Annotated in this window: 14 protein-coding genes and 1 tRNA gene; 4 read left to right on the top strand and 11 right to left on the bottom strand. The window is 41.5% G+C overall.

Going from position 1 to position 15,983, the window contains the following annotated elements:
* Positions 1-6 precede the first annotated feature (6 nt).
* Positions 7-1,875: an FAD-dependent oxidoreductase gene (locus ACE38W_RS19510; RefSeq protein WP_375833523.1), complete on the bottom strand. Its 1,869-nt coding sequence runs from the start codon at positions 1,873-1,875 to the stop codon at positions 7-9.
* A 203-nt stretch (positions 1,876-2,078) separates the two neighbouring features.
* Here ACE38W_RS19510 and ACE38W_RS19505 point away from each other — a divergent pair, with 203 nt between their 5' ends.
* Positions 2,079-3,302 carry an ROK family protein gene (locus ACE38W_RS19505; protein WP_375833520.1) on the top strand — a complete coding sequence of 408 codons (1,224 nt, stop codon included), beginning with the start codon at positions 2,079-2,081 and terminating at the stop codon, positions 3,300-3,302.
* A 60-nt stretch (positions 3,303-3,362) separates the two neighbouring features.
* Positions 3,363-3,776 (top strand): VOC family protein, encoded by a 414-nt coding sequence (locus ACE38W_RS19500; RefSeq protein ID WP_375833517.1) that lies wholly within the window; start codon positions 3,363-3,365, stop codon positions 3,774-3,776.
* Positions 3,777-3,818: 42 nt separating this feature from the next.
* On the opposite strand, the gene ACE38W_RS19495 is transcribed toward ACE38W_RS19500, so the two are convergent.
* On the bottom strand, positions 3,819-4,409 hold the full coding sequence (locus ACE38W_RS19495; protein ID WP_375833515.1) for a YdeI family protein: 591 nt from the start codon (positions 4,407-4,409) through the stop codon (positions 3,819-3,821).
* Positions 4,410-4,557: 148 nt separating this feature from the next.
* On the opposite strand from ACE38W_RS19495, the gene ACE38W_RS19490 reads away from it, so the two are divergent.
* The gene (locus ACE38W_RS19490; RefSeq protein WP_375833513.1) at positions 4,558-5,631 is read left to right on the top strand and encodes a hypothetical protein; all 1,074 of its coding nucleotides are present in this window, start codon (positions 4,558-4,560) and stop codon (positions 5,629-5,631) included.
* Between the two features lie 38 nt (positions 5,632-5,669).
* Here ACE38W_RS19490 and ACE38W_RS19485 read toward each other — a convergent pair whose 3' ends face one another.
* The 7 genes from ACE38W_RS19485 to ACE38W_RS19455 all read right to left on the bottom strand — a co-directional run bounded on the left by ACE38W_RS19485 (position 5,670) and on the right by ACE38W_RS19455 (position 12,352).
* Positions 5,670-6,533: a VOC family protein gene (locus ACE38W_RS19485; RefSeq protein WP_375833510.1), complete on the bottom strand. Its 864-nt coding sequence runs from the start codon at positions 6,531-6,533 to the stop codon at positions 5,670-5,672.
* A 108-nt stretch (positions 6,534-6,641) separates the two neighbouring features.
* Positions 6,642-6,717 (bottom strand) — tRNA-Ala (locus ACE38W_RS19480).
* Positions 6,718-6,785: 68 nt separating this feature from the next.
* Positions 6,786-7,205 carry a two-component system response regulator gene (locus ACE38W_RS19475; RefSeq protein ID WP_375833508.1) on the bottom strand — a complete coding sequence of 140 codons (420 nt, stop codon included), beginning with the start codon at positions 7,203-7,205 and terminating at the stop codon, positions 6,786-6,788.
* Positions 7,189-8,286 carry an ATP-binding protein gene (locus ACE38W_RS19470; RefSeq protein WP_375833505.1) on the bottom strand — a complete coding sequence of 366 codons (1,098 nt, stop codon included), beginning with the start codon at positions 8,284-8,286 and terminating at the stop codon, positions 7,189-7,191. Before ACE38W_RS19470 ends, ACE38W_RS19475 begins: the two co-directional genes overlap by 17 nt.
* A 22-nt stretch (positions 8,287-8,308) precedes the next feature.
* Positions 8,309-10,483, bottom strand: a complete 2,175-nt coding sequence (locus tag ACE38W_RS19465; RefSeq protein ID WP_375833502.1) for a 7TM diverse intracellular signaling domain-containing protein — start codon at positions 10,481-10,483, stop codon at positions 8,309-8,311.
* Positions 10,484-10,495: 12 nt separating this feature from the next.
* Complete coding sequence (locus ACE38W_RS19460) at positions 10,496-11,614, bottom strand: ThiF family adenylyltransferase (protein WP_375833499.1); 1,119 nt, start codon at positions 11,612-11,614, stop codon at positions 10,496-10,498.
* Between the two features lie 15 nt (positions 11,615-11,629).
* A complete protein-coding gene (locus tag ACE38W_RS19455; protein WP_375833497.1) occupies positions 11,630-12,352 on the bottom strand; it encodes a hypothetical protein in 723 nt (240 codons plus the stop codon).
* 494 nt (positions 12,353-12,846) lie between these two features.
* Between ACE38W_RS19455 and ACE38W_RS19450 the strand changes: the two genes are divergently transcribed.
* Complete coding sequence (locus tag ACE38W_RS19450) at positions 12,847-13,584, top strand: superoxide dismutase (protein ID WP_375833495.1); 738 nt, start codon at positions 12,847-12,849, stop codon at positions 13,582-13,584.
* A 70-nt stretch (positions 13,585-13,654) separates the two neighbouring features.
* On the opposite strand, the gene ACE38W_RS19445 is transcribed toward ACE38W_RS19450, so the two are convergent.
* Together ACE38W_RS19445 and ACE38W_RS19440 are read right to left on the bottom strand one after the other, a co-directional pair.
* A complete protein-coding gene (locus ACE38W_RS19445) occupies positions 13,655-15,283 on the bottom strand; it encodes an ArnT family glycosyltransferase (protein WP_375833493.1) in 1,629 nt (542 codons plus the stop codon).
* Positions 15,284-15,302: 19 nt separating this feature from the next.
* Positions 15,303-15,977: a phosphatase PAP2 family protein gene (locus ACE38W_RS19440; RefSeq protein ID WP_375833490.1), complete on the bottom strand. Its 675-nt coding sequence runs from the start codon at positions 15,975-15,977 to the stop codon at positions 15,303-15,305.
* Positions 15,978-15,983 lie beyond the last annotated feature (6 nt).

Here is a 15,983-nt window from a genome sequence, read left to right as displayed (position 1 = left end):
TTACCATTATTTAATGAGGTGTCCGTTAAAGTCTACCTGCAGGTCAAATGGATGCAAGAGATAGTCTGTAATAACAGCAGCAGCTTCCCTATTCAGGGGAGTATGTTCGTTAAAGGCTAGGTCCAGTTGCAGTTTACTCCATGCGCTAGAAAGGTTTTCCAAGGAGATGTTTTTGGTACTTGCTGTGGATAAGGCTTTAACGATATAAGCTGGCGTCAGGTCTTCACCGGTAGGTTGTAATTTCTTAGCGGCAGGGTAGTACGACATCAGTCCTTCCACAAATTCATATTCGCTGATTGGTCTGTTTGGATAGAACCATGTTTGGTTAGCCCAGGTATAGGATACGCCAGCACCACGGAGTATACCGGTAGCGCCTATACGCTGAATGGCTGCGAAATGTTTATTTTCAGGCTTTACATCAATATAAGGCATGAGGTAAACACCTGATTTAAGGAGAGCATCCTGTACTTCACGTACCTGTACCTGGCGTGGTTGTATATTATGTTTTATAGAGATAGCGGCAAGTGCGCCGGCGGCCTGTCCAAGTTGTAATACTACAGGTTGGAGGCGTGTGGCGCCGTTAACGATGTTGGTAACGCTGATGCTTTTTTCAGCAACGATGAAAGACTCTGTGCTGGCAGGTATGAGAGAGCCCAGTGGAATATTGTAGGAAGGTACTTTTGCTTTTCCGAAGTCGATTTTTGGAACATTAGGATCTTTGCTTTGGTGATGATCGATAGGGTAGTCACCAACGGCAATACCTGTACGATAAAATGCTTCTTGCTGGTCAAAAGGTTTGGCTACATGATTGAGTGTAAGTGTGGTAATACCGTGTAACCTTCTGGCCTCGCGGTAATACGGGATCATTGGCAATTTGTCAGTTGTTGGATATTCATCAGCGATGCCGAGATGTTTGTATCCCAATGCGGTTTGCAGGTAGTATAGATATTGGAGGGTATGAAGTTTGGCTTTTTTCAGTGCTTCGTTTCTTTCTTCCCTGCTCATTTCTATCACGTTCAGCGGATAGTCGTTACCGCATCCTGGCCAGTTGATCATATATTTATGGTTAGGCAGTTTGCCATATTCCATCATTTTATCACAATCAATTTTACCATTGTTCGTATTGCCGTAAGGGTTAGATGCGCTACAGCAGCAGAGGAATGGAGTTGGGTCGTATCCGGCTGGTTTAGGAATGGTTTTATCTGCACCTGTGCCGAAGTCTTTGAGCGTAACCACATAGGTCAAAGCTTGTATATAGTGATTAGCTTCTACTGGTGCTACTTCTTCATGGGTAATATTGCGGCTGTCCATACCTATGCTGTATGGGGTATTGGTGGCGGCCATTACGTCACCGAGTTCGGTGGCATCAATGAGTATGGAGGCTTGAATGGACTGTGTCTTTTTACCTTTTTGGAAGGTGACAATCCATTTATTATTTTCTTTATTTACAGTTTTCCACTGTACGGAATAGAGGATATTGAGATCTTTCTCGGAGGCAGCCATGCTTTTGAGGATGCTATCGCCGATAGAAGGTTCGAAGAGCGTATTACTTACCCAGCCAGTGGAAACGTTGGCAGGACCGCCATAATATTTAAAGAGCCGGCTTCTGAATTCGCCCCATAGGCCAGATGGCAGTTGGTCGTTTCCATCTATGGCAGAAACGCCTGCGCTGGTGAGCATACCACCTAACCAGGTGCTTTCTTCAAGGATGGTTGTTTTAGCGCCCATTCTGGCTGCCTGGATACCGGCTGTTGTTCCGGAGGCGCCGCCGCCGATGATGAGTACGTCTGTTTGTAGTTGTTGGGCATAGGCGGTAGTGGAATAGAGGCACACCGCGAGCATGGTTCCGCGAATAAAGGTTGATAAATGTTTCATAATAGGTCTAAAGTAAAAAAATAAATTTAAAAACAATAGACACTATTTAATTTATTTTATTTAATGTTGGTAATTAAGAAAATATTTTTTAAAAATTAAATATTTTGATTAAATAATCGAATTTTGTTTTATATTTTTTAATAAAAATTAAAATTCAGCGGCTTAAATTGGAGAATCAAAATCGCAAAAGCATAAAACCGGTTATGGCTAAAACATTTTTTGAAGAACTCAATAGTGAAAATGTTACCGGGGTGGCATACAAGAACATCAACTTGAAAAAGGCTGCCCTGGCCTATTTCGCCAACATCGGCAACGCTACCATTGCAGATATGTGCAAGGAGTTAAACCTCAGCGCCCCCAAGGTAACCACATTACTGAATGACCTGATCCAGGACGGACTTGTTAAAGATTATGGAAAAGTAGAATCCACAGGTGGCCGAAAACCCAATCTCTACGGCCTCGTTCCTGATTCTGCTTTCTTTATCGGTGTCGACATCAAACAAAATCATCTTAACCTCGGCCTGTCTGATCTACAGAAAAACCTGATCAAAACAGTTGAAAGCCTGCCTTATCAACTGGATAATAATAAGGAGTCGCTCGAGCAACTTTGTCAACACATTAACCAGTTCATTGAAGAGTTACCCGTACCCCGCGAAAAAATTCTTGGTATCGGCATCAACTTATCTGGTCGCATTAACTATGCAACAGGCTATAGTTACAGCTTCTTCTATTTCGATGAAGAACCACTGTCCAAAATAATAGAATCCAAAGTAGGTATCCGTGTATTCCTGGAAAATGATTCCAGGGCCATGGCCTATGGCGAATTCTGCTCCGATTCGGTACATGGCGAAAGGAACGTTCTATTCCTGAACCTGGACTATGGAATTGGTATGGGCGTGCTGATTGATGGTAAACTCTACTATGGTAAATCTGGTTATTCGGGTGAGTTCGGGCATATCCCATTATTCGATAACGAAATCATCTGTCACTGCGGTAAGAAAGGCTGCCTCGAAACAGAAGCTTCCGGCTGGGCACTCACACGCATGTTTCGCCAGAAGATGGAGGAAGGAAGTTCATCTTTACTGACAAAGAAAAATATACTACCAGTAGATATACAGCTGCAAGACATTATTAATGCTGCTAATCACGATGATGTATTAGCGATTGAACTGATCGCTAAAATCGGTGAAAACCTGGGGCGCGGTATTGCTTTGCTGATCAATATCTTTAACCCTGAATTGGTCATTCTTGGCGGAAGCCTGGCTGCTACTGAAGATTATATCCGTCTGCCAATAAAAAGCGCTATCAATAAATATTCTCTCAGTCTGGTTAACAATGATACGCGACTGAAAATCTCTCGTCTGGGTGAGCGTGCTGGTATTATAGGCGCCTGTTTGCTAGTGAGAAACAAGGTACTGATCAGTTAGCATCAGTGACGATGGAATTGCAGTAACTTTATTGTCTCCTGTAATTCTAAATTCATTGTTATGTCTAAAATCGAACCTTATCTCTCGTTTAATGGCAATTGTGCGGAGGCTATGAACTTCTATAAAGAAGCACTTGGTGGTCAGTTGATGGTGATGTTGGTAAAAGATTCGCCTGCCAAAGATCAGATACCGGAGGAATACCACAATCAGGTAATGCACGCCTATCTGAAAGGTAATGGCTTTTCACTGATGGCCAGTGATAACATGAGCCAGGATAAAACAGTAACGGGTACCAATGTGAGTTTGACTTACAATGCCGAAGACAACTCAGAAGCCGAAGAAATATTTAATGGTCTTTCCAAAGGTGGAAAAGTGACGATGCCACTCGCAGAAACATTCTGGGCAAAACGTTTCGGAATGCTGATAGATAAATATGGTTTTAACTGGATGGTCAATGTGACCAAACCCATGTAAATAAAAAGCGCTAACGTTGATGTATATTCGTTAGCGCTTTTTTTATTTCTTCTTATGATATTTGATAAATCGCTCTACTTTCTGTTCTAAGGCAGAATACTCAATCGCTTCTTGCAATCGCTTTAGACGAGTGGTATCCTGTTTGGCGCTTTGAATATACCAGGTTACCTGGTGCTGATAGCCAGCGGCTTGTGCGGTGAAAAACTTCCACGCTACTTTATTTGCCTTAAAGGCCTTCTCTGAAGCGGCATCTAGTTTCACATTTTCTTTGTCCTGCTCAAAAGAATAACGCTTAGTATTGTCCACTTTTCGCTTTTCGAAGATCTCCAACCCTGCAGGAAACATGAGGCCTTGGGCTTGTAGGTTATTCACCTTTTCAATATTCACTGAGCTCCAGATGCTGCCCGCTTTTCGTGGTGTGAAGCGAATAGTATAGCTATGTTCATCGATTGATTTTCTGATACCATCTATCCAACCAAAACAAATGGCCTGGTCAACAGATTCAGGCCAGGTAATACTTTTCTTACCACTGCCCGTTTTGTAAAAACCAACCAATAGTTCTTTTTCTTTGAGATGATTTTTGTGTAGCCATTCACGAAAATCTTTTGGAGTAGGAAAAAATGTAGGTTTCATAATTCTTCAACTTACTAAGCTAAAATCAGATAGATGATATGATAAATTTAATGGGATTTTTGTTGACATTGTAAGGTGAATTAAAATAATCTCTATACGTATGAAACGTTTTGTTTTCCTATTGTTGACTGTAGCGACAATCTTTTGCATGAATGTAGCACAGGCACAAGTGTCGTCACGTACATATGCTACAAACCTAGCTATCCCTGGTGAAACTTTAGACGGAACAGGTATTAACTATTTGCTTTTACATGTGGCGTATGACAACCAATTCATTCCAGATCATCACGTTTTTGGAAAGATTTCAGGTCTGCGAGGAAATGAAGGCTCTTGGAACCGCAAATGGGTGGTAGAAGTAAATACCTCCTCTGCTTATAACTTAAACAGAGGTTCCTTAATTGCTTATTTGGAGCCCTCCAAATTAGTGACATTATACTACCAGGGGATAAAATATATGGCATTATCCATTGCCGCAGGCTCACTGGTTCATAGTTTCGCTTTTACTGGATGGACAACTGAGACAGGTTTTAAATTAGTAACCTATCAGGAAGTAACTAATGTTAAGGATCTGGAGAAGTATGAGCCAATTACTATTCCGACACAATTTGTTATTGACAATAGTGGAACAGCGTTACCCAAAGATAAATATCAAGGAGATGCCTTTATTCTTCATTCTGCCACTGGTGGTATGGCTATAACGGTGCCTACTTATACCGAATCAATCTTCAGTGGCCACCATATTACCTTTGAATCTCCCAACTTTAAAGGAGGTATGGGTATTTCTGTCGGACAGGATAATAGTGCTTTCTTGCAGGCATTTTCAACTTCTTCTCAAGATGGGAACATCTTCCTAAACCCCAACGGTGGGAGTGTAGGCATCGGCGTTCATGATACCAAAGGCCATAAACTAGCTGTAGGAGGAGATATCATCGCTGAAAAAGTTATTGTTAAAAGTCAGACAAATTGGCCGGACTATGTTTTCGAGCATAACTACCATCTCCCAACATTGCAGGAAGTATCTGCCTATATCAACAGCAATAAACATCTTCCTGATATGCCTGCTGCTGCGCAGATTAAAGGAAGTGGTATAGATCTGGAAGCGATGAATGCTAAACTCCTTCAGAAGGTGGAAGAGTTAACCCTTTACCTGATTCAGTTAGATAACGAGAATAAAGTATTGAAAGAAGAAGTAAAAGAGATAAAAGAAAGCATCAAAAAATAGTTAATAAAATGGCCTCTATCAAGAGGCCATTTTATTAACTATTTTTGCCGAAACTCCAACCAGATACCATGTGTAATCGCCGGCTCAATGTAAATGCTTTTTGCCTTTCTTTCTGCCTTAATACCTGTTTGATCTAATTGTTGCTGAACTGCTGTTATATCTGCTACACTTACAGTTGCACCTATTACCTGGTGTCCGGGTATCTTTTTGAAAGATTTAGGTAATAGTATTATTTCTCCCTGCGCCAAGGTCGCTACCTGGACATCTACATTCCCCACTGGTGTATTCATCTTCCTATATACTAGAGGAATGTTTAATCTTTTAAAAAGAGTAAGGTAAGTAGCTATGCTATCAGTAGCAATCCATAAACCTATCAATGAGGTGGCTGTATTAGCATGTGCAAAATGTGCAGGTTTATCTGAGGGAGATAAATTCCTACTACCGAAAAACAATGGATGGAGTACATCTGTGGTTGGAAATGTAATCGAATTGCCTTCAGTTTCGTACTGTCGGAAGCCATCTAATTGCTTTGCGAGTGCACTTATATCATTGCTATAAAGACCAAAGTATAATGGGCCTTCTCCTGTTTTTAACCAGTTATAATACTCCGTGGATAATTCATCGGTGGGCTGAGAGGCTGTGATCAACTCCAGTTCTGTACCGTCAGGGAATTTTATATGCTGATTGCGAATACTATTTTGATGTGACCTGCCTGGCTTTATAGCGAATCCCAGTTTTTTGTAAATGACTGCCACACTATCCGGATCGCTTACAATAATAGGAATATGATCGATACCTTGTATCAAAACCTTTGCCTGTGGCTTTTTTGGCGGTGCGGTGGAGGATAGTATGCTCGAACCGCAAAGTAAGTATACGAGTATCAGTCGTGTATAAATGCGCATGTTAACAGGGGGAGATGATTGACAGTATTGAAATTACTTATTTTGGCGAGATTAAAGGAAGTCTATAAAAATAAAAAGCTGCTTCGAATGAAGCAGCTTTTTATTTTGTGGTGGAGGATAGCGGGCTCGAACCGCTCACCTCAAACATGCCATGCTTGCGCTCTACCAGATGAGCTAATCCCCCATATCAATGGTATTGTTATACCCCTTGCGGGATGCAAAAATATATTTTTTCTTTGAAAACCAAACATTTTAAACAAAATCTTTGAAAATTCCTTCTACTGCCTCTCTCAATTCCTTTAGCAGTAAGGGTTTGCGGAGTAATTTAGTGACAAGAGGATTAGCATTTGTACGTGTGATGTCGCTATAGTCTAATGTAGAAGAAACCATGATAATATGGCATTGAGATTTTATTTTCTGAGGATAAGTATCAAATGCCTGTAAAAATTCGAATCCATCCATCTCGGGCATCTGTATATCCAGTAGTATAATGGTAGGAGGGATGCGCGGCAGGGAAATGTTGCTGGACAAGAATTCCAGCGCTTTATTCGGATTCAGGAATGAAAGCACAGTTCTACTGATCTGTTGCAAAGTGATTAATTTCTCATGCAGCAGCAGATCTATTTCATTATCGTCGATTAGTATAACTCTCAGATCAGGTATCGAATTCATTTCTGTTTGGAATAGTAATTTCAAATTGAGTGCCTTCTCCGTATTTGGACTCGACGTTAATAGTGCCGCCAATTTTGGTCAATGCTTCCTTAACGATATATAATCCGATTCCACTACCTGGCTTGTTATTATTCTTAGACCGGAAGAACATTTTGAAGATGTTATTCAAATGCTCACTTAAGATGCCTATGCCGTTATCTTTTATCCAGATGGTGGCCTTATGCGGTTCTACCTTTACAGAAAGATACACCATTGGATTGGCTTCATCAGGTTTTTGATATTTAACAGCATTGGAAATCAGATTGTTCAGTATAACGCTGATGCGGAAAGTATCTCCCCGAAAATCAATCTGCTGGTCTACCTGGGTCTGAAAACGTATATCCGTATTCTGTGGTTGAAAGACAGTAATACAGTCATTCAACAGGTTATTGAACTCTATCTTTTCATACTCTACTTCCAGCCTTGAATTTCTGTAATACTCTATAATTTTCTGAATAAAACCATCCAGCTTCAGTACGCAGGTTTCTACCATGTTCAGGTATCCGTTGGGATCAGTAACACTATTATCCAGTCGGGAAAGATTGATGATACCTAGTACAGACATTAATGGAGAGCGAAGATCGTGAGAAGTGGAGTATATAAACCTGTTTAATTCATCATTGGTTTTTTCCAATTCGGCAATCTTATCTTTTAATTGTCTCCTGGTGGAATAGATCTCATAGGCATTGTTGATGGTGCGATGTAGCTCATGTTCGTCCCATGGCTTTTTTATGTAGGAGAAGATATGACCTTTATTGATAGCATCGATGATATCATCTACATCAGTATAACCGGTAAGTAAGATGCGTATAGGGTCTGGCAGTACGTCCTTTATTTCATTAAAGAACTCCACCCCAGTGGATACGGGCATCTTCTGATCGGCGATGATGATATGCACCATTATTTCCTTCAACAACAGCTTCCCTTCCTGAGCCGACGTTGCAGTATAGATCTCATAACTCCTTCGGAAAGCGGCTTTGAAGGCGTTCAGGTTATGGATCTCATCATCGATGTATAAAATTCTGATTCGGTTCTCTTTCATCAATGGCAGTTATGGTTAAATACTACAGGTGATTTGAAAGGTCCAGTGGTAAATATATAATAAATTCTGCGCCCTCTCCAGGAGCCGAATTCACGATAATTCTACCTCTATGCTTTTCAATGATGCTAAATACAATGGAAAGCCCTAAACCTGTTCCTTCGCCAACATCCTTGGTAGTAAAAAACGGGTCAAATATTTTTTCTTTTACCGCTTGAGACATCCCAATACCGGTATCCTTAATACTAATAACAACAAACTCGCCCTCCTGTTTGGTAGAGATGGTGATCGACTCGTGATCTGTCTGCTCTTTTTTTGTCCTGATCGCATTTAACGAGTTCGATAAGATATTCATAAATACCTGGTTCACTTTTCCGGCATAGCACTCTATTTTTGGCAATTCTGAGTAATGCTTAATGATGTTGACATTGGAAGGAATACCATTACGAAGCAGTACCAACGTGGAATCCAAGCCTTCATGGATATCGATAGATTTTACATCACTCTCATCCAGTCTGCTGAAGGTACGAAGCCCTTTTACAATTTCAGCTGTCCTGGCAGCGCCATCCTCAATTCCTTTTATCAGGGATGAAATCTCCTCATGAATATAATCAATATCAATTTCCCGTTTGAACTTTTCAATACCGTTGAGTTCCTGTTGGATATCCGGACTGTCTCTCAATGCATCATAGCGGTTAAGCAGACTTCTAAGATCTGCAATATCCATCTTCAATGGCTTGATATTGGAAGTAACAAAGTTGATAGGGTTATTGATCTCATGGGCAATACCTGCCGTCAACTGACCCAGTGATGCCATTTTCTCCTTTTCCACCAGCCTTGTCTGGGTATCTTTCAAATTGGTGAGCGCCACGTTCAGGTCTTTGTTACTGTTCTGCAGTTCTTCCGTACGTTCCTGCACTTTGGCTTCCAGGATAATATTCTGTTCTCTTACCAGTTGCTCATTTTCCTTGGAAATCTGCAGTGCTAGCGCCTGAGAGGCTTCTTTCTCTGCTTTGAAAGTATTGATTTTATCAGCCAGTGCAAACGACAGCAACACTACTTCCATACCTGATCCAATTACAAGAATATGGCTGGTAAATATGTTATACGGGATAATGCCGATATCTTTCAATACAAATACAATCACCGATAATATGAAGATAGTCCAGGCAAGTACAAATATCCTTGCCGGCTTGGAATGGCGGAATGCCTGTGATACCGCAAAAAGCAGTATGAAGCTGACGCCAGTAATAGCCAGGAAATCAATAACGGCATAGGCTATACTAAAATAGCCCAGTAAGCTCATTACTAACGTGCTCGAATAAACGACAATGAATAAAGTGAATATTCTATAAGCCCATGGCGCTTTTTCCTTTACATGCAGGAAGTTTTGGACAAACACTAATACGGATATACCCGATAATGCCCCAGCCCATAGCACGCTTTGTTCGGTGATAAATATATTTTCGTTCCAGAAAAACCGGTAGCCAAAGCCCTGCAAACACACTTGTGCCAAGCCCACAGAGAAGATATATATGATGTAGTAGAAATAGCTCCAGTCGCGTACAGAGAAGAAAATAAATGTATTGTAAAAGATCATGACGAGGATAATACCTATGTAGATAGATAATAGGAGATCGTCATTGTATAGTTTGTTATAGATTTCTCGGGAAGTGCCTATGTAGATCGGTACCAGTATAGCTTCCCGGCTTTGTATACGCACATAAAACGTTTGTGCAGTGCCCGATGGAATTTGGATGGTATAAACGAAGTTCTGGTGATTGACAGGTCTTTTTTTGTAGGGCCTCAGTTCTCCTCCGGGGATCATCTGAAAATGGCCATTCTTATCGGGGTAATAAAGGTCAATGATATCAAGGATAGGATAGGTAACATTGAACATGAGTTCTCCATCATTGGTATTATTTTGTACAGTAAACCTTAGCCAAATAGCGTCTTTTGTGAGTCCGAAATTCGGGATCTGTTTCTGTAGTTTTGCGAATTTACCATTATGAAGGATTTCCTTGAAATCCATGGTACCTGGTGCATCAAGTAAAAACTCCAGCTGGCCGTATTCTGCCAGCTGGATGGGATAATTATTTGAGATATTGATAGTATCTGCCCAAGCTGGTAAACAAAATGAGGTTACTAACAGTAACAGGCATACGAATTTATAATATACCGGTTGGATCAGATGTCGCATTTTATAAGGTAATCACTTTGATGTTTTGAAAATTTGTTCCAGGTCTACATAGTATCTGCCGGAATGTATGTTTTCTCCCAGGGAAAGTTCTCTGCAGACATGCGCGATGGCTGCTCCTCCTAGCATAACAGCTGATGCCAGCTGTGGCCAGGTGGTGATGGTTTTCCCGATTTCCTGCAGTGACGACTGCATCTTAGGGGATAGCGCACTTATATTGACGATACTATCTACAAATGCCATACGTGCTGGTCCTTCCATGGTACGTACCTCTTCTGGACGGAGCGTTTCGGGCACTCTTCCATGCAAGATAGGTAAATCAGGATGTACATCAAATCTTTCCACATCCACCATGCCTCTGTCGCTGGTGTCCATTAATACGGGGATACGCAGTGCCTTGGCTTTGTGGCGGGCAAGAATTTTTATGTCCAGGCCATCACATTCTTCTACGAGGATATCCAATTGCCCATTTTCAGTAAGGAATCCATCTATGTTATGATCGGTAACACCTTCATCATAACAACGCACTACCAGAAAAGGATCTATTTCGGCAATCTCTCTGGCTACCAATACTGTTTTACGAATACCTACATTATGAATACCTGTGCGTAAACGGTTCATATTGCTAAGGTCCAGCGTATCAAAATCTGCAATACGCAACTCGCCGCAAAGCCTTTCCATGGCCAATGCCAGTGCTACTGACTGTCCTACGGATAAACCTATTACGCCTATTTTCTTTGTTGCAAGTATGTTTCGCTCTGCAGTAGTTATTTTCTGTTGATTCCTGCTAGTCCTGAGTTCTATGAATTCGGCCTCGTCCAGTATGTGTACCAGGCGGTATGACCATGGATAATAAACCCAAACACCTTGTTGTGATGGAGGAGTATTACCAAGATATTCGTTGATAAGCTGCCGGATTTGCGGGTCGGTGAGTCGTTGTGTGGGATGGCGGAGTTTTATCAGTTCCGCGACCTGCGCCTCAAAGGCATCGGATATGGTTATATGAGGATATTGTTGTAGCAGGGTTGTTAGTGCTGTTTCCTGCTCTGGCTGATGCAAACGATAAAAAACTACCTGTCGTTCGTTATTATCCTTTCTGCCTGCTGCTAGTGCCTTTTCGATAGTTGTGCTCATATCAGAAGTTTGTTGCTATTTAACTAATGGCAGGTCCGAAGTGGCCGCTGACATTATTCTAAGGTCGTAATCTACCTGCATCTCACCTTTTGGTCCTTTTTCAATGATAGTCTGAACAGGGTTGTTACGCAAACTCAACATTCTTTCTCGGTCTTCAGGATGAGCGCTTTTGAGTTCCAGCGGGTCTTTCAGGATAAGGGCAGTAGCGATAAGATCTTCCTTTGGGTAGTAAAATGTACCCTGGTTACCGATGTTGGTCATGATCTGATAACCGGTGCGAATACTGTTCCTGAAGGTGGTCTGTGCACAAAACCCAAGAAATGTAGTAACGGGTAATTGGTTTAAAACTGCATTCACTACACGGAATAGTACTATACTACCAATTCCCCAGCCAGCTACTTCGCGTGAGTTCCAGAGTCCGCAAAATTCGCCGGTTCCTCCGGTGGCAGCCAATTCCTGTACTATTTCAAAAATCCTGGGATCCATGGTGTTGATCGCGCTTTCAATGGGAAGAGCTACACTTCCGCCTGCCAGCTGTATCCGACAACCGCCGTACATTTTCGTATAGTCGTCGTTGCTTACGGTAATGATATAAGTATAAGGCTCGTACATCCAGTCTACGTTTGCAGACGTAACTTTAGTAACACCGTATGCTTCCAACACTTTACGATGCCCTGCAATATACTGCAAACATTCTTCTGGATACTCTATCGCCTTGAATACTCTTACCTTAAGCATGTAACTTGGATGCTTTTTATAATTTATAACCAGGATTACGGTTGCTTCCACGCTGCTGCTTAGACAATACTGGAACTAATGCTCTTAAATTTGATCAACTCGGTCACACTAATAACGGATTACGCCAGCAGAGATAGCTGATAATGATTTACGTTGGTCATAGCAGCAAGGGTTGCGTTTCTATCTCCGAAGTTAGCGGCGCCCGGGATAAATAGTTTCATCAGTTGAAAAAGATTAAAAATCGATTCATCTTCACATGAAGGTAATGGTAAAATAGTATTATTTCCAGAATTATCCATATTGTCACCTGCGAATTTTGTTGAAATAACGGGGTGAAATCACCTGGAATACTGGTTCTCAATAGTATAGACCCCTTCAAATATTTTGTAGAAATTTAGAAGTCAACATATTGGTGTAAAATTTGATAAAATTTTTCCCCTGTGAACCAGTAGATTTGTGAATACCATCAGTTTAAACAAATTCAATCTTTTCATATGAACAAAAGAGAATTTATAAAGCTTACCGGCCTTGCCGGTGCCGCTGTGCTGAGCGGTCCGCTCAGTAGTCTGGCAACTGCGGCAGCCCCTGTGAAAACCAATGCTGCTGATCCTAAAGCCCCATTCGTTTTACCAGCATTACCCTATGGTTACGACGCCCTCGAACCAAACATTGACAAACTGACCATGGAAATTCATCATGACAAGCACCATGGCGCTTATGTTAAAAATCTAAATGATGCAGTGAATAATACACCATATGCATCCCTTACGCTCGAACAAATTCTTAATAAAGTTAGCACTAATCCTGCTGATAAAGCAATCCGTAACAACGGCGGTGGTCACTATAACCACTCCCTGTTCTGGACAATCTTATCACCACAAAAAACATCGCCTTCAGATAAACTGAAAGCCGCTATCAATAAGGATTTTGGGTCATGGGAAACTTTCCAGCAGAAATTCAACGATGCTGCTAAATCCGTATTCGGTTCAGGTTGGGCATGGGTGATTGTTACAAAAGACAGGAAACTGGCGATCACCAGCACCCCTAACCAGGATAACCCACTGATGACCAACATCGTAAAAGATCTCGGTGCTCCAATTCTGGCGCTGGATGTTTGGGAACATGCATATTATCTGCACTACCAGAACAAACGCCCAGACTACATCAACGCATTCTGGAACGTTATCAACTGGAATGAGGTAGAAAAAAGATACAAAGCTGCTATCGGCTGATAAGCACTTAAGATAAAAAGAAACGGCCCGCAAGTGATTTACTTGCGGGCCGCTTCTTTTTTATGATACTTTATTTACGTTTGAAGAAAACGAATCCATTCTTCTCACCAATAACTTCCAGATTAGGATGATTCCTGTATTGATCGGCATCTGTAATCCTGCAAATGAAATAAGCAGGTTTATCTATCTGACCATTTAATAACCACTCCTCATGATAATAATTCTTGTTGGCATGCGGCATTTCACGGCTATAGTAATGCTGTGCATAACTATGGTAGCCAAGCGCTTTTACATACACATCTTTGCCTTGTAGTGACTCAAAGAATTCTATAGCAGCACGCTGTGAATAAGCTTCCACTTTAGGAACAAAATGTACTACTGTTACTTGAATGGCAAGAATAGTGCTTACAAACAAGCAAATGAGTCCCTGCTTCATTTTCTTTTTAGCCAGTAATACGCCGCTGATGATAACAAGAATTGCATAGGCAATACCATAGCCAGCTTCGGCTATACTCCAAGGCACATCTGCTTGCAGATTAGCCACGGCGAATTTATCACCGATGTATGGTATCAGTTGTTCTTTGTAAAACCCTACCAGTGGCAATAAGCCAATGGCAATACCGAGTATAACACCTATGAAGAGTAATAGGCTAAGATTCCACCTACGAAGGCGTATTTTGCCCTCTGCAAGCAGGTAAACCTGATAAGCTGCAAGGAAGGTTAATGGGAAATAACAGAGCGAAGAATAGTGAACGATCTTAGTTTTAACAATAGAAAACAGGATCAGCACCACCCAGAATAATACCCACATCCATTTTTTGAAATCTTTCAATTCCTGGCTGGAGCCGCTGCCGCCATTGTAAATTGATTGTTTTTTCCCCTGGAAATAAGAGAAGAGAAATATACTTGCCGGGAAACATCCAGCCAGTAATACTATCCAGTGATAGAAGAATGGGCCACCATGACCAGCATCTTCTGTGGTAAGTAATCGGATCTGGTATTTCACGAATTCGTTCACAAACCACCAGCCATGGGAGAGGATTTCATATCCAAACCAAAGGAGTGTGGTGAAGCACGCGAATAATGCAATAATGCCAATATGTGAAAATTTAATAGCAATGCGGCCTTTATTCACAATCCAGTAAACCACCAGGCAAAGAATCGCTACCAGAATGGCTACCGGGCCTTTGGTAAGGACCGCCAGGCCTAGCAGGAAACCGCTTATAACAGCCATCAACAGAGGTTTCTCCGCATAAGCAATACGGTACGCAAAATAAATGGAAAGAAATATAAACAGGTTAAATGTTGGGTCTATAATTCCAGATTTGAAATAGAAATGAGGTAACCAGGAACCTGCATATACCAACACCCACCAGAGGCCGAGTTTTTCATCAGCAGTTTTTTTGCCGATAGCATAAACAGATAATAAAGTAATGATACCTACGATTGCATTAGGGAAACGAGCCGCGAAGTCGTTGACGCCAAATAGCATCATACTGCCTGCCTGCATCCAGATGAATAAAGGTGGTTTTTCCCAGAAAGGTCTGAAATCGATTTGAACTTGACTAAAGTTGTGCGTGACAATCATTTCCCTTGCGGCTTCTGCGAAGTTTATTTCGTCCCAGTCAAAAAGGTGCACTGCACCGAGGAAAGGAATAAACAACAAAGCCGCAAACAGGGCAATCAACAGGTATCTCATTATCGTTGTGAATATTTTTCTAAGCTGGCGCGTTGGCATTCAACATAGCTTCTGCACATAGTTCGGTGGCAGAAGTGGTGTTACGGAATTGAAATATGCTATAGGTGACTAATGAACTTAATGTACCAATAATACTGCCGGCATAAACATCTGCAAAGAAATGTTGTGCCAGATAAATCCTGGAATAACCAGCTAATAATGCAAGTGCGATAAATGAAATGCCCCATTTTTTGTTAGGAAGAACAAGCGTAAGGAAGCAGAACATCGCGAAAGCACCGGCAGAATGTCCGGAAGGAAAACTATTGCTGCTATGTACAGTTACCCATTTTACGGTATGTACCAATGCTCCGGCCTGATCGCCAAAATAACTGATCGGGCGGGGCGCGCAATAATAATGTTTTGCCACCTGTACAATTAGTACAGCCAGCAGAAAAGAAACCAGCCCGGTAAAAAAGAGCTTGAATCTTTTTGTAACCAACATCAACAATAGTAACAGACTAAACATGATACCATCGCCGAGGTAGGTCATTCCCGTCACTAGCATATCAGCCCAATTTGAATGTACTCCGTTAATCTGGAGGAACAAATCACGTTGGCCGATGGTGCAGAGTAAGACTCCTCCAAGGATAACCCATAGGAAGAATGGCAGAAAGAAGTAGGCATTCTTTCTGAACAGTGTAAACAGCGTTTTCACTTTTGT

Source organism: Chitinophaga sp. Hz27, assembly GCF_042263525.1.
In the GTDB taxonomy this organism is placed as follows: Bacteria; Bacteroidota; Bacteroidia; order Chitinophagales; family Chitinophagaceae; genus Chitinophaga.
Note: the sequence above shows the minus strand (reverse complement) of the source record. Positions and strands in the feature narration are given on the sequence as shown.